Origin of the sequence: Streptomyces sp. NPDC005811 (assembly GCF_040630405.1) — a bacterium.
Taxonomy (GTDB): domain Bacteria; phylum Actinomycetota; class Actinomycetes; order Streptomycetales; family Streptomycetaceae; genus Streptomyces.
The window spans coordinates 15,173-36,065 of the sequence record NZ_JBEXXK010000033.1 but is presented as its reverse complement, the minus strand read 5'-3'; the positions used below and the strand labels follow the sequence as shown (position 1 = coordinate 36,065).

The following is a 20,893-nucleotide window of genomic DNA, read 5'->3' as shown; positions in this document are numbered from 1 at the left end:
CGAATGCCGCGAGCTCCGTCCCCCGTACGTCTCTAGCCTCGGGAGCATGATGAACACCGCACGTCGTCCGGAGCTGCTCGCCGCGGGTGCGGCCGGCTTCACCGTTCTCGCCTGGGCGTCCGCCTTCGTGGCGATCCGCAGCGCCGGGGGCGCGTACTCCCCGGGCGCGCTGGCGCTGGGCCGGCTGCTGTCCGGTGCGCTGGTGCTGGGGGTCCTGTGTGCCGTACGGCGTGAGGGGTGGCCGCCGAAGGCCGCCTGGCCGGGCATCACGGTCTCGGGCGTGCTCTGGTTCGGCGTGTACATGGTGGTCCTGAACTGGGGCGAGCAGCAGGTGGACGCGGGGACGGCGGCCCTGGTCGTGAACATCGGCCCGCTGCTCATCGCGCTGCTGGGCGCACGGCTGCTCGGGGACGCCCTGCCGCCGAGGCTGCTGGCGGGGATGGCGGTGTCCTTCGCGGGGGCGGTGACCGTCGGGCTGTCGATGTCGGGTGGCGGCGGGTCCTCGCTGCTCGGGGTGGTGCTGTGTCTGGCGGCGGCGGTGGCGTACGCGGGCGGGGTGGTGGCGCAGAAGCCGGCGCTCGGGCAGGCGAGCGCGCTCCAGGTGACGGCGGCCGGGTGCGCGGTGGGGGCGGTGCTGTGTCTGCCGTTCGCCGGGCAGCTGGTCCGGGACGCGGCGGACGCTCCGCTGTCCGCGACGCTCGACATGGTCTATCTGGGGGTCGTCCCGACCGCGCTGGCCTTCACCACCTGGGCGTACGCGCTGGCCCGCACGACGGCCGGGCGGATGGGGGCGACGACGTACGCCGTGCCCGCGCTGGTGGTGCTGATGTCGTGGTTGGCGCTGGGCGAGGTGCCGGGGCTGCTGACGCTGGCGGGCGGGGCGCTGTGCCTGGCGGGTGTGGCGGTGTCGCGGTCGGGGGGCCGGCGGGCCGCGGCGGTGGAGCCGCGGCCCGGGCGGGAGGACGTGTCAGCGTGAACGGGCCCGGCCCGCGAGGACCTTGATGGAGATCAGCGCGAGCACGGCGAGGGCGACGATGTAGGCGGAGACCGCGAGCGAGGTGCCCGTCGCCTCCAGCAGCAGGACCATGACGAAGGGGGCCAGGCCGCCGCCCGCGACGGCGGCGATCTGGTAGCCCAGGGAGGCCCCGGTGTAGCGCATCTCGGGGGTGAACAGTTCGGCGAACAGGGCGGCCTGGGGGCCGTACATGATGCTGAGGAAGCAGCTGGCGACGAAGGTGCCCACGGCGAGCCACAGCAGGGAGCCGGTGTCGATCAGCAGGAACAGCGGTACGGCCCACAGGGCGATGCCGGCCGCGCCGAAGGCGTAGATCCGGATGCGGCCGAGACGGTCGGAGAGGGCCGCGGAGACCGGGATCAGGGCGAGCTGGGTGAGGCTGACGCCGAGGGAGACGGCGAGGACGGGTCCGCGGTCCATGCCGAGTTCACGGGTGGTGTAGTCGAGGACGCCGGTGATGAGGATGTAGAAGGCCGCGGTGTTGACGGCGAAGGAGCCGCCCGCCAGCAGGACCGTGCCGAGATGGTCGCGCAGGACCGCGCGCAGCGGGGAGCTCTGCTCGGACTTCTCCTGCTCGTTCAACGCCCGTTCTGCGGCACGGAATTCAGGGGTCTCCTCGACGCGGGTGTGGATGTAGCGGGCGAGGACGAGGACGAACAGGCCGACGACGAAGGGGACGCGCCAGCCCCAGGCGGCGAAGGCGGTGTCGGTGGTGAGGGCGCCGGCGAGGAGGAAGGCGGTGTTGGCGGTCACCACGCCGATGGGGACGCCGAGTTGGACGACGCTGCCGTAGACGCCCCGCTTGCCCTCGGGGGCGTACTCGGTGGCGAGCAGCATCGCGCCGCCCCACTGGGCGCCGACCGCGACGCCCTGGACGACCCGGAGGAGGACCAGCAGGACCGGCGCGGCGACGCCGATGGTGTCGTAGGTGGGGAGGAGGCCGATGGCGGTGGTGGCCACGCCCATCAGGGTGAGGGCGAGGACCAGCATGGGCTTGCGTCCGCGCTTGTCGCCGAGCTGGCCCGCGACGATGCCGCCGAGCGGGCGGGCGAGGAAGCCGACGCCGAAGGTGGCGAAGGCGGCGAGGACCCCGGCGGTGGAGCTGCCGGCCGGGAAGTAGAGATCGCCGAGGACGAGGGCGGCGGCGATGCCGAAGACGAAGTAGTCGTACCACTCGACGGCCGAGGCGAGGGCGGCGGCGGTGGCGACGCGGCGGCGATGGGTGGTCGCCGGGGCCGCGGTGGAGGTCGGGTGAGCGGTGGGGAACGTGTCCATACGTGCACACTCCAAGGGGTGCGGTGGGGACGTTCCGGGGAACATACTGACCGGACGGTATGCGGTCAACGGCTTGCACACGGGGCGTTTCGGCCGGGCCCGCAACCGGGCCCGGCCAAAGAGAGGGGAAAGAGTCGGAAAAGGACCGGCGGTGCTCCCCGGGAGGCCTAGAAGACCACCAGGGACCGGCCGCCCTTGCCCGCGAGCATGTTCTCGAAGGCCGCCGGGATGCCGTCGAGGGCGATGTGGTCGGTGACCAGCGCAGAGAGGTCGAGGCGGCCCGCGCGGACGTGGTCGGCGAGGACGGGCAGGTCCTCGGCCGGGTTCGCGTTGCCGTAGACGCAGCCGGACAGGGTCCTGCCCCAGTGGAAGAGTTCCAGGGCGTTGAAGGTGACCTGCTGGTCCTTGCCGCCGATACCGACGACCGTGGTGCGGCCGCCGCGCCGGGTGGACTCCCACGCCGTACGGATGGTGACGGCGCGGCCCACGCACTCCACCGCCACGTCGACGCCCTGTTTGCCGGTGAGGCCGCGGATCTCGCGGGCCGTCTGTTCGGAGGCGACCACGTACGCGGTGGCGCCCGCCGCCCGTGCCAGCTCCTCCTTCTCCGGGGAGACGTCCACGGCGACGACGGTGGAGGCGCCGGCGATCCGGGCGGCCTGGAGGGTGGCCAGGCCCACCCCGCCCACCCCGAAGACGGCGACGGTCTCACCGGGGCGTACGCGTGCCGCGTGGTGGATCGCGCCGTACCCGGTGAGGACCGCGCAGCCGAGGAGGGCCGCGTCGACCAGGGGGACGCCGTCGGGCAGCGGCAGGACGCAGGAGGCGGCGACGACGGTCTCCTCGGCGAACGCGGCGACGTTCAGGCCGGGATGGAGATCGGTGCCGTCGGCTGTGCGGGCGTACACGTCCGCCGAGCCGTTCAGGGCGTTGGCGCACAGCCAGACCTCGCCGAGCCCGCAGGCGTGGCAGCTCCCGCAGGACGGGGCCCAGTTGAGGACGACGCGGTCGCCGGGCGCCACCCCGGCGACCCCCTCGCCCACGGACACGACCGTGCCCGCGCCCTCATGGCCGAGGACCGCGGGGACGGGCACCCGCATGGTGCCGTCGGACAGGGACAGATCGGAGTGGCAGACCCCGGCGGCGGCGAGACGCACCCGGACCTGGCCGGGGCCGGGCTCCGGGAGGTCGATGTCGGCGATCTCCAGCGGGGCACCCACGGCGGGGAGCACGGCGGCACGGACCATGGCGGCAACCTCCTCAGAACTGAAGGGACTTGGTCTGGAGGTACTCGGCGAGACCGTGCGCGCCGAGTTCCCGGCCGACGCCCGACTGCTTGTAGCCGCCGAACGGCGCGCGGGGGTTGAAGCGGCCCCCGTTGATGTCGACCTGCCCGGTGTCCATGCGCCGGGCGAAGGCGACCGCCTCGCGCTCCTCCCCCGCCCAGACCGCGCCGGCCAGGCCGTAGACCGTGCCGTTGGCGATCCGCAGGGCGTCCTCCTCGTCCTCGTAGCGCAGGATCGACAGGACCGGGCCGAAGATCTCCTCCTGGGCGATCGTCATCTCGGGGGTGACGTCGGCGAAGACGGTCGGTGCGACGAAGCAGCCGCGCTCGCGCGGCGACTCGGGACCGCCCGCGACCAGCCGGGCGCCCTCGGCGAGGCCCTTCTCGATGTAACCCCGTACCCGTGCCTGCTGCTTGGCGTTCACCAGCGGGCCGATGCGGTCGGCGTACTTGGCGGCGGCGGTCGCCGCCAGTTCGACGGCCTCCTCGTAGCGGTCGCGGTGGACCAGCATGCGGGTCCAGGCGCTGCACGTCTGGCCGGAGTTGGCCATCACGTTGGCCACGCCGGCGTTGACCGCCCTGGCGAGGTCGGCGCTCGGCAGGATGACGTTGGCGGACTTGCCGCCGAGTTCCAGGGCCACCTTCTTGATCGCGGCGCCGGCCGTGGCGGCGATCTGCCGGCCGACGGCCGTGGAGCCGGTGAAGGAGACCAGGTCGACGCCGGGGTGCTCGGCGAGGGCCTGGCCCGCGACCGGGCCGAGGCCGGTGACGAGGTTGAACACCCCGGCCGGGACGCCGGTCTCGTGGACGGCCTCGGCGAAGAGCTGGGCGGTGAGCGGGGTGTCCTCGGCGGGCTTGAGGACCACCGTGCAGCCGGCGGCCAGGGCCGGGGCGACCTTGGCGACGATCTGGTGCAGCGGGTAGTTCCAGGGCGTGATGGCGCCGACCACGCCGATCGGCTCGTGCAGGACGGTGGAGTTGCCGACCTTCTCCTCGAAGGAGTGGGTGGCGGCGAGCTCGGCGTAGGAGCCCGCGACCGTGATCGGCAGGCCCGCGTGGACCGCGTGCGAGAAGGCGGGCGGCGAGCCGAGTTCGGCGGTGACGGTCTCGGCGATCTCGGCCTTGCGGCGCGCCAGCACGTCCCGGAGCGCGCCCAGCCGGGCGGCGCGCTCGGCGGGCGGGGTGGCCGCCCAGCCGGGGAGCGCGGCGCGCGCGGCCCGTACGGCGGCGTCGACGTCCTCGGCGTCACCGGCCGGGACCCGGGCGATCACCTGCTCGTCGGCCGGGTCGACGACCTCGATCACCTCCCGGCCGGCGGCGGGGCGCCAGGCGCCGTCGAGATAGATGCCGTCGTGTGCCTTCATCGCGTTCCTCCCGGCGGTGGTGGTCGTCCGCGCCCTAAACTAGCGTCGTTAGTTTTCCGGCACCAGGGGCCGCCGGGACGGCCGCGTCACCGCACGGACGTGCGCCTGCTCACTCCTCCAGGTCGGGCAGCCGCGCCGGGGCCGGACAGATGCGCTCGCCGTGCTGGTCGAAGACGAAGAGATGGGCGGTGTCCACCAGGAGGGGGACCTGCATGCCGTAGCGGAGGTCGAAGTCGGGGGTGGTGCGGACCACGAGGTCGCCCGGGACACGCACCTGCGGAGTACCGGACGGCCGGTCCTGTTCCGTCGGCTCGTCCAGGACGCCCACCGGTCCGGCCCGCAGACCGCCCGCGCGCCCCCGCAGCCGCCCCAGCACCCCGCCCTCGCGGGGGCGGCGCCGGTTCGGGCGCGGGACCGGGCGGGGTGCCTCCAGCTCGGGGACGAGGGCGGGGCTGGAGCCGGTGTTGAAGTGGACGAGGACCTCGTGGCCCTGAAACTCCACATGCTCCACGAGCCCGGTGATGTGGGTCTCCTCGGGGCGGGCCTCGGCAAGGGTGGCGATCCGCACGGCCTCCGAGCGCAGTCCGACGATCACCTCACGGCCCTGCTGCACCCGCAGCAGCCGGTGGTCCAGGCAGAGCGGCTCGGGCAGCCGCAGGGCCTGTTTGCCGAGGCCGACCGTCATCGCCCCGTCGAGCGGGGCGCGGACCACCCCGCGCAGGAGGTTGATGCGCGGGGTGCCGATGAAGGCGGCGACGAAGACGTTGCGGGGCAGGGCGTAGACCGCGCGCGGGGTGTCCACCTGCTGGAGGACTCCGCCGCGCAGGACGGCGACGCGGTCGCCGAGCGACATGGCCTCGGCCTGGTCGTGGGTGACGTAGACCGTGGTGACGCCCAGTTCCCGGGTCAGCTTGGACATCTCGGCGCGCAGGTGGTTGCGGAGTTTGGCGTCCAGGTTGGACAGCGGTTCGTCCATCAGGAAGGCGGAGGGGTGGCGGGCGATGGCCCGGCCCATGGCGACGCGCTGGCGTTCGCCGCCGGAGAGCTGGGCCGGGAAGCGGTCGAGGAGGTCCTCGATGCCGAGCATCCGGGCGGTGGCCTCGATCCGCGGGCCCGGGTCGGCGCGGGGGGTCTCGATGCGCAGCGGGAAGCCGATGTTGTCGCGGCCGGTCATGTTCGGGTAGAGGGCGAAGTTCTGGAAGACCATCGCGATGTTCCGCTCGGAGGGCGCGAGGTCGTTGGCACGGACGCCGTCGAGGAGCAGCTCTCCCTCCGTGAGCTGTTCCAGGCCGGCGATCATTCTGAGCACGGTGGACTTCCCGCAGCCCGAGGGCCCGAGGAGGACCAGGAACTCGCCGGGCTCGATGTCCAGCGACAGCCGGTCCACGGCCCGGACCCCTCCGGTGTGGACCTTGCTGACGTCGTGCAGGGATATGGCGCGTGTCATGGAAGTGTCCCCGGGGGCTCACTGATGTGGTGAGTCACGGAAGCTAACGGACTGTGCACGCCCGGGGGAAGAGAATTACCCGGATCGGGCGTCCTGGTCCGACCGGTGAGAAACCGGACGGTCGGGTTCAGGTCAGCGGGGGCGGGGGTCCGGCTCGATGACGCGGGTGAAGTGGGCGAAGACGACGAGGTTGCCGTCATAGCCGGTCCTGCGGTGGAAGGTGCCGCCGCAGGTGATCAGCCGCAGCTCGGGGCGGCCGCGGTCGCCGTACACCTCCCCGTTGGGGAAGTGCGCCTTCTCGTACTTGCGCAGGGCGTCGACGGCGTAGACGGCGGTACGGCCGTCGGCCCGGCGGACCTCGATCAGCCTGCCCCTCCTCAGCTCCGACAGGCCCGCGAAGACGGCCGGACCGCTGTCGGTGTCGAGATGCCCGACGGCGACGGCGGTCCCCCGCCCGCCCGGCCCCGGACCGTCCGCGAACCAGCCGACACGGTGGGCGTCGTGCTCGGCGGGCGCGGGCAGCCGGCTCCGGTCGTCGAGCCGCAGGTCCATGACCGGGGCGTCCACGCTGAGGTAGGGGATGAGGAGGCGGACGGCCCGGGACTGCGGGAGGGGCCGGGGGACGGCCGCCGGGAGGGGGTCGCGGGGCGCGCCGGGGGACGGCGCGCCCCGGGGGCGGGAGTCGCCGTCCTGGGGACGGGGCGTGGCGAGCGGGCCCCGGCCGTCGGCGGGGTCGCCGGGTGCCCCGGCGACCCGGGCGGAGCCCCCCGGACCGGCCGCCGCCGGGCCCGGGGGTTCCTCGTCCTGGGTCCAGTGCACGCATCCCGTGACCAGCGTGGCGGTCAGGACGACCGTCCGGGTCAGGCGGTAGGCGCGCGTCCGGTACCAGGGCCTGCGCCTGCGCCTCCGTCTACGCGGCGCCATGCGGACGGCGACGGAGCCGGAACCAGACCACTCCGCCGACCGCGGCCACGCCTACGGCCGCCGCACCGGCCACCGGCCCGAACGCGGCGTCCCGCGCGAGCCCGCCGCCACCGGCGGGGGGACCGCCGTGGGGGCCGCCGGGGTAGCCGTGCGGGCCGCCCGGGTCACCGGTGGGGTAGCCGGTCGGGTAGCCGGTCTCCGTCTCGCTCGGGCTGGTGCTGGGGCTGGCGCTCGGGCTGCCGCTCGGGCTTCCGCTGGGGCTGGTGCTCGGGCTTCCGCTCGGGCTCGGCGAGCCGGTCGCGCAGTCGACCCAGAAGACCTTCTGCTTGCCCGGGCCGCCGTCGCCCTCGACGGTCGAGAAGGTGAGCTTGTAGTGGCCGTCGGCGAGCGAGATGTCCTCGCTCCGCCCCGTGCCGTCGGTCCCGACCGTGATCTGGCCGCTGGTTCCCTGGAGATCGGCGGTCGGCGGCTGGCCCTCGATGATCCAGTTGGCGGTCTCGTTGCTGTCGAAGTTGAAGGCCGCGATGTAGAACAGGCAGACGTGCGGGTCGTTCTCCGGCCCCGTGGCGGGCGGTTCGACCGCCTGGATCTTGACGTCCCCGTTGGTGGCGGCGAACGCGTGCCCCCCGGCCAGGGCGCTCCCCGCGACGGTGAGGGCCGCGAGGGCGGCGATCCGGGCGCCGGCGCGGCGGGGGCGGGGCGTGACGTGCATGCGGGCTCCTCCGAGTCAGATGATTTTCATACAAATCACTCTTCTTCTGACTCTTTGTCACATGTGCGCGCCGAACCACGGGAGCCTCGCCCTACACGCCGTCGACCTGGCCCTTTACTTCCCTCTTACGGCCCACCGCGGGGCCGGAGCCGGAGCGGCGCGGCTCGACGGGCTTCGCCGGGGAGCGCAGGGCCACTCCCGCGGACACCAGCAGCAGCGCGCCCAGCATCACGAAGGGCGCCGCCACCCCCGCGACCCCGGCGACCAGACCCGCCGTGGCGGGCGCGGCGACCTGGCCGAGGCGGTTGCCGGTGAGCCGCAGCGCGAGAGCCGTCGAGCGGGCCCCGTCGGGCGCGGCCTGCACGACCGTCGTCATGGACAGCGGCTGCCCCACCCCGAGACAGAAGCCCAGAACGGCGAGGATCACCCCGAGCGCCCGGACCGGCACCGGCAGCGCGATCCCCGCGCACAGCAGCGCCGCCAGCAGACAGGTCACGGAGAGCAGCGACGCCCGGCCGAGCAGCCGCAGCAACGGGGTGAGGACCAGCCGGCAGGCGATGGTGGCCGCCGCGCGGACGCTCAGCAGGACGCCGATCACGGACGGCGCGATGCCCCGGTGCTCGCCGACCACCGGGAGGTAGGCGGTGAGGATGTCGGTCGCGGAGAGCACGGCGAGGCTGACGAAGATGCCGGCCGGGACCCCCCGGGCGCGCAGGATGCGGCCGACGGGGACGCGGTCGCCGCCCGCCGTACGGGACGAGGACGCCGTGTCGCGGTGTTCGATGCGCCAGAGGGAGGTGAACGCGACCGCGCAGCCCGCGCCCGCGACGAGCAGGGCGAGCGCGCTGGTGTACGCCATGTCGTCGCGGGCGATCAGGGCGCCCGCCGCGATCGGGCCGACCAGTTGGCCGAGCGAGGCGCCGATCGTGAAGTGGCCGAAGTTGCGGTCCTGTTCGTGCGGGGCGGACTGGCGGGCGACGAGCGACTGGGAACCGATGACGAAGCACAGGTGACCGAGGCCCATCACCCCGCTCCACAGGGCCATCGCCCACAGGGAACCCGCGAGGCCGCTCAGGGCGCAGCCGCCGGAGATGAGGACCACGCCCACCGGCAGCAGCGGGGCGCAGCGGCCGTGGTCCGTGCGGCGGCCGAGCGGTACGGCGGCGAAGAGCGGCAACAGGGCGTAGACGCCCGCGATGACGCCGACGGCCCGTTCGTCGGCGCCCAGCGCGAGGGCCCGGTAGGAGACGGCGGGCCGCGCCATCGACACCGCCCCCTGCGCGAAGGAGAAGGCGATGACGAGACGGAGCAGCCAGCCGCGGTTCCTGCCGGGCTTCACGAGGTCCTCCTGTACTGGGTACTTCGGAGAGCGGGAGCGGGTCAGATGATGCCGAACAGCAGGCCCGCCCCGAGGATCACCAGACAGGTGAGGGCGGCCCACTTGACCACGAAGCGGGTGTGGTCGCCGAACTCGACCTTCGCCATGCCGACCAGGACGTAGACGGCCGGGACGAGCGGGCTCGACATGTGCAGGGGCTGGCCGACGAGCGAGGCGCGGGCCATCTCCAGCGGCGTGACCCCGTGCGCGGCACCGGCCTCGGCGAGGACCGGCAGGACGCCGAAGTAGAAGCCGTCGTTGGACATGAAGTAGGTGAGCGGAAGGCTCAGCAGGCCGGTGACGAGGGCCATGTGGGGACCCATGCCGTCAGGGATGACGTCGACCATCCACTTCGCCATGTGGTCGACCATGCCGGTGCCCTGGAGGACGCCGGTGAAGACGGCGGCGGCGAAGACCATGCCGGAGACGTTGAGGACGTTGTCGGCGTGGGCGGCGAGCCGGGCCTTCTGGTCGGGGATGTGCGGGAAGTTGACGGTGAGCGCGGCCGCGGCGCCGAGCAGGAACAGCACCGGGATCGGCAGCCACTCCATGATCATGGCGGTCAGCAGGGTGACGGTGAGCAGCGCGTTGAACCAGTACAGCCTGGGCCGCAGGGTGGCCCGGTTCGGGTCGAGGCCCTGGAAGCCCTCGTCCTCCGGCTCCTCGGGCAGGGACGTGCCGCCGCCGGTGGCCTTCGCCTCGGTGCCGTTGCCGGCGCCGGCGCCCACCAGGACGGTCTCGGCCTCCTGGGGCTCCAGCGCCTCGTCCAGCGTCAGCACACCGAGCCGCTTGCGCTCGCGGCGGCCGAGGACGTACGCGAGGACGAAGACGAAGAGGAGGCCCACGGCCAGCGCCGGGATCATCGGCACGAAGATGTCGCTCGCGTCGAGCTTCAGCGCGGTCGCGGCGCGGGCGGTCGGGCCGCCCCAGGGCAGTGTGTTCATCACGCCGTTGGCCATGGCGGCCACACCGGTCATCACGACCAGGCTCATCTTCAGGCGCTTGTACAGCGGGTACATCGCCGAGACGGTGATCATGAAGGTGGTGGAGCCGTCGCCGTCGAGGGAGACGATCGCGGCGAGCAGTGCCGTGCCGAGGACGATGCGCAGCGGGTCGGCCTTGCAGAACTTCAGGATGCCCCGGACGATCGGGTCGAAGAGGCCGACATCGATCATCACACCGAAGTAGACGATCGCGAACATGAGCATCGCCGCCGTCGGGGCGAGGCTGCCGACGCCTTCGATGACGTAGTCACCGAGCTGGGCGCCCTTTCCGACGAAGACGCAGAACAGCGCCGGGATCAGCACGAGCGCCGCGATCGGCGACATCTTCTTCATCATGATCAGGACCAGGAAGGTCGCGATCATGGCGAAGCCGAGGATGGTCAACATGAATGGATACCTAACGTTCGCCCTTGAACATCCCACCTGGGGGTCGGCGGTGCGTTGACGTTAGGTCCGTTCAATCGGCGTTAACAAGACGTTGACGTGCGAGCAATAAGCGCAATATTCCAGGTCACGGCGTTGCGACGAGCGCGGCGACCTCCACGGGCACACCGTTGAGGACCGCGTTGCCCGACAGCGGGTCCAGCAGGCTGCCGTCGAGGAGCTGGTTGACGTTGACGCCGGGGTCCGTCGCGGCGTGGCTGAGCCGGGTGCCCGGCCGGTCGTGGCCCCAGCCGTGCGGCAGGCTCACCACGCCCCGGCGCACACCCTCGGTGACCTCGGCCGGGGCGGTCACCTCTCCCCCGGCGCCCTTCACGCGCACGGGTGCCCCGTCCCGTACGCCCAGCCGCTCGGCGTCCTCGGGGTGGATGTGCAGGGTGCAGCGGTTGGTGCCGCCGGTGAGGGCGGGGACGTTGTGCATCCAGCTGTTGTTGGAGCGCAGATGGCGGCGGCCCACGAGAAGAAGTCCGTCGGGCCGCTCGCGCAGGGCGGCGGTGAGCCGGGGGAGGTCGCCGGCGATCGGCCGGGGCAGCAGCTCGATCCGGCCGCTCCTGGTCCTGAGGCCCTGCGGCAGGCGCGGGCGCAGCGGGCCGAGGTCGATGCCGTGCGGGTGCGCCAGGAGGCGGGCGAGGGTCAGTCCCTCGGGGTCGGCGCCGAAGCCGTCGCCGTAGGGGCCGAGGCGGAGCATCAGGTCGAGCCGGCGTTCGGGGCCGGTCCCGCCGGTGAGCAGCCCGGCGAGCTCCTGCGGGTCGCGGCCGTGCACGGGCGAGTGGGCCTCGGTGACGGCCTTGCCGAGGGTCTGGCCGATGACCAGGTCGTCCACGGCGGACGGGTCTGCGCCGTGCATGCCGGTGGCGGCCAGGATCAGCCGGGAGAGGATCTCGCTCTCGGCCATCCGGCCGGGCTCCAGCGGGACGGCCGGGGGCGAGTAGCGGACCTGGTTGCGCACGGCGAGGGCGTTGAGCGCGAAGTCGTGGTGCGGGCTCTGGGCGGGCGGGGGCGGCGGCAGCACGACGTCGGCGTGGCGCGAGGTCTCGTTGAGGTACGGGTCGACGCTGACCATGAAGTCGAGCGCGCCGAGCGCCTTGTCGAGGCGGTCCCCGTCCGGGGCGGACAGCACCGGGTTCGCGGCCACCGCGACGAGCGCGCGGATCGGCTCCCCTTCCTCGGTGGCGGTGTCGATCTCCTCGGCGAGCGCGGAGAGCGGCAGTTCGCCCTTCGCCTCGGGGTGGCGGCTGACGCGGGAGTGCCAGCGGCCGAGCTGGAAGCCGCGTCCGGGGCCGGCCGGGCGGGGCGTCCGGTCGGTCGCGGCCAGCGGGAAGAGGGCGCCGCCGGGCCGGTCCAGATTGCCGGTGAGGATGTTGAGGACGTCGACGAGCCAGCTGCCGAGGGTGCCGAAGGGGACCGTGCAGCTGCCGATGCGGCCGTAGACGGAGGCGGTGGGGGCGGCGGCGAGTTCCCGGGCGAGGGTCCGGATGACCCCGGCCTCGACGTCACACGCGAGGGCGACCGCCTCGGGGGCGAACTCCCGTACGGAGTCCCTGACTTCGTCGACCCCTTCGACATGCGGGGCCAACTCCCCCAGGTCCACGAGGTCTTCCTCGAAGAGCACGTACGTCATCGCCGCGAGCAGCAGGGCGTCGGTGCCGGGCCTGATCTCGATGTGCCGGTCGGCGAGCTTGGCGGTGCGGGTGCGGCGCGGGTCGATGACGGTGAGGGTGCCGCCGCGGGCCTTGAGCGCCTTGAGCTTGCCGGGGAAGTCGGGGGCGGTGCACAGACTCCCGTTGGACTCCAGGGGGTTGGCGCCGATGAGAAGCAGATGGTCCGTGCGGTCGAGATCGGGCACGGGGATGGCGAGGGCGTCACCGTAGAGCAGCCCGCTGGAGACGTGCTTGGGCATCTGGTCGACCGTGGAGGCGGTGAAGACGCTGCGGGTGCCGAGCCCGGCGAGCAGCACGGTCGGGTAGAGGGCGCCGGCCACGGTGTGGACGTTGGGGTTGCCGAGGACGACCCCGACGGAGTGCGGCCCGTACCGCTCGACGACCGGGCGGATTCCGGCGGCGACGGCGTCGAAGGCCTCCGCCCAGGTGGCCTCGCGCAGCTCGCCGTCCCGGCGGACGAGGGGGCCGCGCAGCCGGTCGGGATCCCCGTCCACGGCCCCGAAACTGGCGCCCTTGGGGCAGATGAACCCCTTGCTGAACACGTCCTCACGGTCACCGCGGGCACCGGTGACCTTGCTCCCCTCGATGGTGAGCGTCAGCCCGCAGGTGGCCTCGCACAGGGGGCAGATTCGCAGGGCGGTGCGGGACACGGGTCCTCCCGGAAGCGGCGGCGTTGCCTTCGTGCCGCCGAGCATACCGAGCGGTATGCCACTCGGCGAGGGGTACGTCGACTCGTCAGAGGAAAGCGCCGCCTCGAGGCGGAGGCCGGTCGATGACGACCAGGCCGCCCCGCGTGGCGACCGCCAGGGTTCCGTCGGGACCCGTGGCGAGGCCGGTCACGGTGGACGGAAGGGTCAGCGGCAGTGCCTGCGAGAGCAGTTCGGGACCGAGCACCGCCAGCTCCCCGGGCCGGTCTCCGGCGACGACGCACCTGCGGTCGGGGAGGACGGCCAGATGGCGGATGTCGAACGGCGCCAGGCGGATACCCAGCGGTTCCGCACTGCCGAGGTCGGCCGGGTCGATCGCGTACATGCGCACCACGTGGTCGCTCACCACGAACAGCTCGGGGCCCGCCGGACCGTTGCGGGCCAGGACCAGGCGCACAGCCCAGCCGTGCACCTCCGTCCGAAGGACCCGTCCTTCGTCCAGGTCCTCGAAGCGCATACCCAAGGCCGAGGGTTTCCGGGCGCCTCCCGGCAGAGCCTCCCGCAGCAGCATCCACAGGAGGTCCCGCAGCGTCCGCCACGGCCGGGTCCTGGTCTCCATCCGCATGGAGAGGTCCGACCAGGACACCGCCACGCGCCGTTCCCCCAGCCGCACCTCCCACACCCCGGGCCGTTCCCGGTACGCCAGGTCGGACACCCCGAGCCAGGGCCGCCCGGGAGCGGCGAAGTCCCACGCCTCGACGACACCGTGGACGCTGCGTGAGCGAAGGAGGGGCACGGACCCGTCCTCGGCGGTGAGCGCCGCCACTCCGCCGTCGGAGATCGGCCGCAGGCGCCCCTGGGCCTCCCCGTCACGTGCATCGCGGACCAGGATCTCGCCCTCGGGCCCGCCCGCCACCACATCGACCCGGCCGTCGTGCGCGACGACGGCGACCGCCGAGACCCGGCGGACTCCTTCCAGGGAGCGGACCACCCGCCAGGCACCGTCGACGACCCGCATCAGGAACACGTCGCCCCGGTCGTCCCCGCACAGCACCCCGCCGCTCGCCGCGGTCATCGCACCGACCGGCCGGGGCAGCTCGGTGGACGGCCCGCCCGGACCACACACGAGCCGACCGTCGTCCCCCGCGCTGACCAGGACGGGGCCGTCCGGGCCCGGCACATGGGCCAGGGCACGGACCCGCACGCTGTGGGCGGCACGGGGCGGTGCGAGGGGGCGGCAGGCGGGGAGCGACCACTCGGCCACGGTCCCGTCGTCGGCGCCCACGCCGAGACGGCCCGAACCGTCGGGCGCGAGGGCGAGCGCGGTCGTCCACCGTGGCCGGTCCGGCGCGGGCCCCCGCGCGTACCAGCGGGCAGCCGAAACGTCCCAGCACGACACCCGTCCGGCATCGGTGCCGACCACGACCACGTCCCGGCCGCGCACCCGACCCGTGCACACCGCGGTGACCAGGTCGGGCACGGTGAACTCCTGCTCGGTGACGGGAAGGCCGTCACGCAGGACGAGAACCCGGACCGACCCGCCGTACTCCCCCGTGACCACCAGGTCCCGGCCGTCCGCCGTGCGGCCCGTCGTGGCGGCCCCGAACAGCGGAACCTCCCACGGGTACGGCCGGGGGACGGGCCGCTGCCACAGTTCGTGCGGCGAGCTCTCCGCCAGCCAGCAGCGGATGACGTGGTCCTGGCCCACGCTGATCACCGCGGCCACGCCACCGGGACCGCGGACCGCACCGAGCGCGAGGATCCGCTCGTCGTGCGCGTCGGTGCGTGTGGTGTTCGCGGCATGTCCGGTGGGCCAGCAGTGGATCGCCCCGGCCGCTCCGCCGACCCACACCGTGCCGGCCACCGTGCACAGAGCGCTGGTCTCCTGTCGTGCGGTGGGGACGCCGAGGCGTTTTCCGGTGTCGACGGCGTATGCCTGGGCGCCCGGCCGTCCCGCCGTCCGGGCCAGGACACCGGGTGTGCCGGGCAGATCGAGGGTGGTCAGCATGGTGCCGCCCGCGCCTCCGATACGGATCGGGCGGCCGACCGGACGGCCGCTCTGGACGTCGACGCGGTGCAGCAGGCCGTCCCGGGTGGCGATCGCGGCGAGCCCCTGGCCGTCGTCGTCCAGGCGGTGCACCGCGAGTCCGGTCACGGCCGCCGTCCCCCGGTGCAGGGTCCGCACCGGTTCCCCGGTGTCCAGCGCGGTCAGCCGGACCGAGCCGTCCCGGCCCGCCGAGACGAGCAGGGGGCCGCCGCGGACCGGCCGGATCACCTCCAGCTCGGTCACGGCCCCCTCGTGGCCGGGGGCGAGCCGCCGTACCGTCTGCCGGTCCGCCCCGTAGAGCGTCACACTGCCGTCGGCGTGCCCGAGCAGCAGCGCGCCGGGCGGCGCCTCGGCGGGGACGGCGCAGCGCGTGACCGTGGGCAGACGCACATGGCGTCCCGGTCCCGGTACCTCGGGCCCCAGGGTGGCCGACACGGAGGCCGCGAGCTGGCCGCGCAGTCGGTGGTAGAGCGCCAGGTCCGTCGGGTGGATCTGGCGCCAGCGCCGACGGGGCACCTCCGGCAGGTCGGTGGCCTCGGACAGCACATGGACCACGACCTGTCCTCCGGCGAAGCGGAGCGCCGCGTACCGGACACCGTCCGACGTCCTGACCGCCGTGACCTCCTCGGCCGGTACGAGACCGCGCGCGTGCCCCTCCCGGTCGAGCGTGGGGTGCGCGGGCAGCCGGTAGGTGCGCACCTCGTTCCCGGGGGACCAGGTGTGCAGCAGCCGCGCCTCGGGCACCTCACGGCGCCGCGGCCTGCGGCGCAGCGTCCGGTCGGCCCATCGCGAGACACGGTCCACCACCGAGAAGGACAGCCGCGGAGTGAGGTCGGCGCCGAGGACGCGCCGGGTGACATCGCGTACGTCGCCGAAGTCGGCGGACAGCACCCCGGCCCAGAAGCCGAGTCCGCGCAACGCGGTCAGCGTCGGCTCGAACACGGCGAAGGGCAGCCGGACCTCCCTGAGCGTATGGCCCGAGCCGAGGGCGCGCTGCCGCAGAACGGGTTCGGGTCCGTCGCCCAGCTCGATCAGGGTGACCGCGCCCCGGGGATGAGTGAGGGTCACTCCGGACGTGTCGCGCAGAGCGGCGAGGGACCACTCTCCCTCCCTCGGATCCCATACCGCCCACCGGGCCCGCCACGGCAGCGGGTCGCCCACGTCGCAGGACGCGGCCAGCATGTCCGCCCGGCGGCACACCGCCGCCAGTCGCAGCCGGGCGCGCAGCTCCGGTTCCGGCACCGCGCCATCGCGCTCGCGCAGCAGCGGCTCGACGTCCCGCAGTGCCTGGCCGGCGGCGAGCCCGGCCGGGGTGCGCAGAGCGGTCAGCGCGGACAGGAGCGGCCCGGGGTGTGCGGCGAGCACGAACCCGGCATCCTGCACCAGATCGTCCAGGACCCCGCCCTCGGCGGCGTGCCGGGCCAGGTAGCGGCGGGTGTACGGGTGGGGGATGTCCCGCAGGATCCGGGTGACGACGCGCTGGACGGACCGGGCGTCGCGTCCCCCGCGCAGATGGTCGATGAGCGCGCGGTGGTACACGCGGTAGACGGAGTCGTCGTCCTCCTCCGTCTCCACCAGGTACGAACCGGCCACCTCGCGCAGCCACACGATGTCCTCGCTGGTGTACTCGCGGTCCGCGAGCGCCGTGGCGAGGCGCGGCCACACGGGGCCCCAGGGCAGTCCGGCGCCTTGGGCGAAGGCCAGCGGCACCAGCAGATCGCGGGCCCGTGCGGTGTCCGCCCCCAGACGTTGCTCGAGGTCACGCTGCATCGCCTGGCCGGGCCTGGTCGGCAGGGAACCACGCCAGACGGGGTCGTAGGGGTCGGCGGGCGGGTCCTCGTGGAGCAGGGTGCGGGCGGTGATCAGGGCGACCAGGAAGGAGTGGCCGGCGGCCTCCGCCACGGCGTCCGCGACCGCGTCGACATGGTCGGCCCGGTGGTCGGCGAAGGGGGAGCCGGGGGCGGTGAGGAGCTTGTGGGCATAGGCGCGGACGGCGGCCGGGTCGGCGTAGCGCTCGGCGTCGAGGTCCACCCGCAGGGCCCGCCCGGAGAACCGGTCGGCGAGGTGCGGCCGGGCCCCGAGCAGCAGGCGCAACGGCAGTCCGAGGGCGGGATCGGTGAGCGACAGCACGGCGTCCACGACCCCCTGGGGGTCGACGGCCTCGTCGACGGCGTCGAGGACGACGACCAGTGGTTGCGTCCGGCGTTGCAGCATCCGCACGAGGGCGGCGGGCGAGTCGACGGCACCGACGCCGGACGCGGCACCGAGCCGGTCGAGGATCTGCCGGGTCGACTTGTGGCCGGCGAACACGGAGTCGTGCAGGACCCCGGGGGCGGGGACCGCCTCCCTGGGCAGGCCGTCGCGCGGCAGGGAGGCCCGGCGCTGCGGGTCGGACAGGACCGTCAGCAGTCCGAGAAGCGCGGATTTCCCGGAGCCCGGAGCACCGGTGACCACGCAGAGCCTTTCCTCGGCGCGCCCCGGGGCGAGCCAGGCGTTCACCGCGCGCAGCGCGGCGTGCCGGCCCGTGAAGTACGCGACCTCGGAGGCCGGTACGTCGGTGCCGCGGGCCCGGGGGTCGAAGTGGGCGGTGAGTTCGGCCTTGCGTTCCTCGCGCCCGCGCGCGAGCCGGGCGAACAGTTCGTCCGCCTCGTCGACGCGCCGGTCCCGTGCGCCCTCGACGTGGCGGGGGTTGGGCAGGAACGAGGGGAAACCGGAGGTGCCCTGGACCAGGAACACGGTGGGTTCCTGCCAACGGGGCACCTCGGGGTCGAGGGCGACGGCGTCCAGGACGTCGTCGAGCCGCAGATGCCCGGGCACACGCCCCGCGTAGGCCGCCTGTCGGCGAACGGCCCGGTCGAAGGCCGCCGACAGGGCGCCGACCGCGGTCTCCTGTCTGCGGCGCGAGGAGGCGAGCAGGACGAGGCCGTTGCCCGGGGTCCGGCCGGTGGCGGGGCGCAGACGACGGTCGCGGAGCGCGCCCGTGAGTGCCTCGTCGAGGCCCGCCTCGGAGTGGCAGGCGTCCAGCAGGATCAACAGCCGCTCGATCCCGCTCTCCTCCCACAGCTGTGCCACCAGTTCCTCCGTGGGCAGCGCGGTGCCCCGCAGGTCGTGGTCGCTGTCCGCGGTGAGCAGGTAGTGACGGCCGCTCTGTTCGGACACCACTCCGTGGCCGGCGAAGTAGAGGACGACGTAGTCGTCCGGCCGCCGGTCCTCGGAGACCGCGAACGCCCGCAGCGCCTTGAGGAGTTGTTCCCTGGTGGGTTCCGGGCCGGTGACGGCCGCCCGTTCGTGACCGAGCAGACCGACGAAGAGATCCTCCATGCGGCTCACGTCGTCGGCGAGTTCGGGCCGGTCGAGGTCGGGCCTGCCACGGACGCGCGGGACGGCCGCGGTGATCAGGTAGCGGCGGGGCGGTTCCTCCTCGGGGCCGCCGACGTCAGGAGAGGGCGCAGCCATCGGCGATCGCCCGCCCCGCCTCCGCGGTGGTGAGGTACCGGGTGGCGTCGTGCGCCCGGGAGCCGTTGTGCACGAGCCGGCAGTGCACGGCCTCGCCGAACAGCGGCCGCAGGTCCTTCACGAGCGCGACGACGTCACCCTCGTCCGCGAGATTGGTCCAGGTCCGCACGGAGCCCGGCCAGTCGCCCGGCTTACCGCTCACGCCGACCCGCAGCCGGTCGAAGACGAGCCCGCGGATGCCCAGCGGCGATCCGACCGTGAGGAGGGAGCGAACCGGCCACTCCGGGTGCGCGCACAGCGCCTCGTAGGCGACCACGCTGCCCAGCGAGTGGCCGACGAGCACCTCCGTCCGGTCGGTGACGACGGCGGCCACCCGTTCCTGCACGGCGTCACGCACCTCGGGCTCGTACAGGTAGGCGCGGACCTGCTTCAGGTCGAGGACGAGCGCCCGTACGGCGAGGGAGGCGAAGAACCGGGACTGGCTGAGGGCGTCGAGTGCCCGCTGCACCGTCCGCGGCGTGCGGGCGAGGGTGTGCGCCTCCGGCGGCATCACCCCCGGATCCGTGCGCGCCGCCTCCGTCCACAGCGCGAGCAGCAGCTCCGTCTCGAAGCCCTCCGCCACGTCCGAGGCGTCGAGGGGCGGGTCGGTGGCGGCGAGAGTGCGGCCCTGCGGGCGGAACAGGTCGCCGTAGAAGACGCAGTGGACGTCGTCCGCGTGAAGCGTGGCTGACGCACCGGCGCGGAGCAGGCCGTCGGCCATCGCGGGGTGCCAGGAGCGGTGCAGTTCCCGCTCGCCCACCCATTGCTGTCCGATCCCGTGGATGCAGACGACCCGAGCCACAGCGCCCCCCTCCGCCCGACCCAAAGGTGCGATCACCATAGCAACGGGTGCGGCCGGGAGGGCAGTTGTGGCGCCGGCTCAGTCCAGCACCCGCCCCAGATAAGCCCGCAGCAGCTCCCGCATCTCCGCGATCACCTTCGTGTCGCCCTCCGGGTCCACGCGGAAGGCCAGTTGGACCAGGGTGTCGGCGGTTTCGACGGCGATGAGGAAGGTGCGGCGCAGGTCGTCGTCGGGGGTGCGGTCGAGGTAGGCGGAGAGGAGGTCGGTGAGGCGGTCGGCGACGCGGTGGTTGGGTTCGGCCTGGCGGGCTCCGACCGGGATCTGGTTGCCGAAGTCGACGAGGGAGAAGCCGGGCGCGGTGCGCTTCATGGCCAGGTACTCGTCGAGGACCGCGTCCATCGCGGCCCGCCAGTCGCCGTGCCGGGCCCCCTTCAGGCGCTCGGTGACACGTTCGGACCAGCGTTCCAGGTTGCGCTGGGCGAGGGCGTCGGCCATCTGCCGCTTGTTGCCGAAGAAGCGGTAGACGGAGCCGATGGGCACGCCGGCGCGCTGGGCGACGGCGCGGGTGCTCAGGGCGTCGTAGCCGACCTCGTCCAGCAGGTCGGCGCAGGCGTCCAGGATCCTGGTCAGCCGTTCGGCACTGCGCCGCTGGACCGGCGCACGACGGAGCGATGTCGCTTGGGGCACGGACTTCATGATGCCTTTCCGTCGGGGGCTGGTGGAACCTCGCCCCTCGGTACGGAGAAAGGTGGCCGATGCACTCAATGTGCGCTCACCGTGCGGTCACGGTGCCGACGGCGACGGTGACGGCTCCGAGACCGTGATGTCGGCCGTGCTCTCGACGGGCTTGCCGTCCACGGCCCAGACCGTGCCGTCGTCGGCGTACAGCCGCGCGGTGACCTGGTGGGTGCCGTGCGGGAGGTAGCCGGCCGGGATGCGGTAGGCCGGGGTGCGCAGGTCGGCCACGGGCTGGCCGTCGACCGAGAGCCGGGCGGTGCCGCGGCCGGTGACCGCCTTGGCGCGCGCGCCGGACGGCGAGAGGCGGAAGTCGGTCAGCCGCAGCCGGACGTCCCAGCTGCCGTCGCTGTCGGGCTGGACCTCGACACCCACCCCGGGCGCCCCCTTCTTGTCCACCTCGCGGTAGTGGCGCCCGTCGTCGTCCGTGTCCTCCAGGACCTTGCCGACGGGTGAGGGCGAGACCACGGTCCCCTGTTCCCGGGCATCACCGGACCCGCAGCCCACGGCTCCGGCCAGCGGCAGGACACAGACCGTGAGCGCGACGGCGGCTGCGCGCTTCCACGACATGCCCGGGAGATTAGAGCACCTGTCCGACACGCGGATCCCCCTGGGGTCTGGTTCTGGCCGGGTGTGATCGTCCTCAGTGAGGAGGAGCGGT

At 73.7% G+C, this 20,893-nt stretch carries 14 protein-coding genes; 1 reads left to right on the top strand and 13 read right to left on the bottom strand.

Annotated elements, in window-relative coordinates; all coding sequences use genetic code 11:
- Positions 1-49: 49 nt before the first annotated feature.
- On the top strand, positions 50-976 hold the full coding sequence (locus ABZ490_RS31100; RefSeq protein WP_358997463.1) for a DMT family transporter: 927 nt from the start codon (positions 50-52) through the stop codon (positions 974-976).
- Here the strand turns inward: ABZ490_RS31100 and ABZ490_RS31095 are convergent.
- From ABZ490_RS31095 to ABZ490_RS31035, 13 genes are all read right to left on the bottom strand, one after another.
- The gene (locus ABZ490_RS31095) at positions 968-2,290 is read right to left on the bottom strand and encodes an MFS transporter (RefSeq protein WP_358997247.1); all 1,323 of its coding nucleotides are present in this window, start codon (positions 2,288-2,290) and stop codon (positions 968-970) included. The two genes, ABZ490_RS31100 and ABZ490_RS31095, sit on opposite strands and share 9 nt — an antisense overlap.
- Before the next feature lie 167 nt (positions 2,291-2,457).
- Positions 2,458-3,537, bottom strand: a complete 1,080-nt coding sequence (locus ABZ490_RS31090) for a Zn-dependent alcohol dehydrogenase (protein ID WP_358997245.1) — start codon at positions 3,535-3,537, stop codon at positions 2,458-2,460.
- A gap of 13 nt (positions 3,538-3,550) precedes the next feature.
- On the bottom strand, positions 3,551-4,939 hold the full coding sequence (locus tag ABZ490_RS31085; RefSeq protein ID WP_358997242.1) for an aldehyde dehydrogenase family protein: 1,389 nt from the start codon (positions 4,937-4,939) through the stop codon (positions 3,551-3,553).
- A gap of 109 nt (positions 4,940-5,048) precedes the next feature.
- The gene (locus ABZ490_RS31080) at positions 5,049-6,386 is read right to left on the bottom strand and encodes an ABC transporter ATP-binding protein (RefSeq protein ID WP_358997239.1); all 1,338 of its coding nucleotides are present in this window, start codon (positions 6,384-6,386) and stop codon (positions 5,049-5,051) included.
- 132 nt (positions 6,387-6,518) lie between these two features.
- Entirely contained in the window at positions 6,519-7,310 is a 792-nt protein-coding gene (locus tag ABZ490_RS31075; protein ID WP_358997236.1) for a class F sortase, read from the bottom strand.
- Positions 7,297-8,022, bottom strand: a complete 726-nt coding sequence (locus tag ABZ490_RS31070; RefSeq protein ID WP_358997233.1) for a hypothetical protein — start codon at positions 8,020-8,022, stop codon at positions 7,297-7,299. Before ABZ490_RS31070 ends, ABZ490_RS31075 begins: the two co-directional genes overlap by 14 nt.
- 91 nt (positions 8,023-8,113) lie before the next feature.
- Entirely contained in the window at positions 8,114-9,361 is a 1,248-nt protein-coding gene (locus ABZ490_RS31065) for an MFS transporter (RefSeq protein WP_358997230.1), read from the bottom strand.
- Positions 9,362-9,402: 41 nt separating this feature from the next.
- Complete coding sequence (locus ABZ490_RS31060) at positions 9,403-10,791, bottom strand: citrate:proton symporter (RefSeq protein ID WP_358997227.1); 1,389 nt, start codon at positions 10,789-10,791, stop codon at positions 9,403-9,405.
- A 124-nt stretch (positions 10,792-10,915) separates the two neighbouring features.
- The gene (locus tag ABZ490_RS31055; protein WP_358997224.1) at positions 10,916-13,156 is read right to left on the bottom strand and encodes a molybdopterin oxidoreductase family protein; all 2,241 of its coding nucleotides are present in this window, start codon (positions 13,154-13,156) and stop codon (positions 10,916-10,918) included.
- Between the two features lie 85 nt (positions 13,157-13,241).
- Positions 13,242-18,656, bottom strand: a complete 5,415-nt coding sequence (locus tag ABZ490_RS31050) for a caspase family protein (RefSeq protein WP_358997221.1) — start codon at positions 18,654-18,656, stop codon at positions 13,242-13,244.
- The gene (locus ABZ490_RS31045; protein ID WP_358997218.1) at positions 18,637-19,497 is read right to left on the bottom strand and encodes a hypothetical protein; all 861 of its coding nucleotides are present in this window, start codon (positions 19,495-19,497) and stop codon (positions 18,637-18,639) included. Before ABZ490_RS31045 ends, ABZ490_RS31050 begins: the two co-directional genes overlap by 20 nt.
- 78 nt (positions 19,498-19,575) lie before the next feature.
- On the bottom strand, positions 19,576-20,193 hold the full coding sequence (locus tag ABZ490_RS31040; protein WP_358997215.1) for a TetR/AcrR family transcriptional regulator: 618 nt from the start codon (positions 20,191-20,193) through the stop codon (positions 19,576-19,578).
- An 87-nt stretch (positions 20,194-20,280) separates the two neighbouring features.
- A complete protein-coding gene (locus tag ABZ490_RS31035) occupies positions 20,281-20,802 on the bottom strand; it encodes a hypothetical protein (RefSeq protein WP_358997213.1) in 522 nt (173 codons plus the stop codon).
- Positions 20,803-20,893 lie beyond the last annotated feature (91 nt).

Coding starts and splice junctions, on each gene's coding strand:
- ABZ490_RS31090 (WP_358997245.1), bottom strand. CDS start 3,537: ATGGTCCGTGCCGCCGTGCTCCCCGCCGTGGGTGCCCCGCTGGAGATC.
- ABZ490_RS31075 (WP_358997236.1), bottom strand. CDS start 7,310: ATGGCGCCGCGTAGACGGAGGCGCAGGCGCAGGCCCTGGTACCGGACG.
- ABZ490_RS31035 (WP_358997213.1), bottom strand. CDS start 20,802: ATGTCGTGGAAGCGCGCAGCCGCCGTCGCGCTCACGGTCTGTGTCCTG.
- ABZ490_RS31050 (WP_358997221.1), bottom strand. CDS start 18,656: ATGGCTGCGCCCTCTCCTGACGTCGGCGGCCCCGAGGAGGAACCGCCC.
- ABZ490_RS31095 (WP_358997247.1), bottom strand. CDS start 2,290: ATGGACACGTTCCCCACCGCTCACCCGACCTCCACCGCGGCCCCGGCG.
- ABZ490_RS31060 (WP_358997227.1), bottom strand. CDS start 10,791: ATGTTGACCATCCTCGGCTTCGCCATGATCGCGACCTTCCTGGTCCTG.
- ABZ490_RS31040 (WP_358997215.1), bottom strand. CDS start 20,193: ATGAAGTCCGTGCCCCAAGCGACATCGCTCCGTCGTGCGCCGGTCCAG.
- ABZ490_RS31100 (WP_358997463.1), top strand. CDS start 50: ATGAACACCGCACGTCGTCCGGAGCTGCTCGCCGCGGGTGCGGCCGGC.
- ABZ490_RS31070 (WP_358997233.1), bottom strand. CDS start 8,022: ATGCACGTCACGCCCCGCCCCCGCCGCGCCGGCGCCCGGATCGCCGCC.
- ABZ490_RS31080 (WP_358997239.1), bottom strand. CDS start 6,386: ATGACACGCGCCATATCCCTGCACGACGTCAGCAAGGTCCACACCGGA.
- ABZ490_RS31085 (WP_358997242.1), bottom strand. CDS start 4,939: ATGAAGGCACACGACGGCATCTATCTCGACGGCGCCTGGCGCCCCGCC.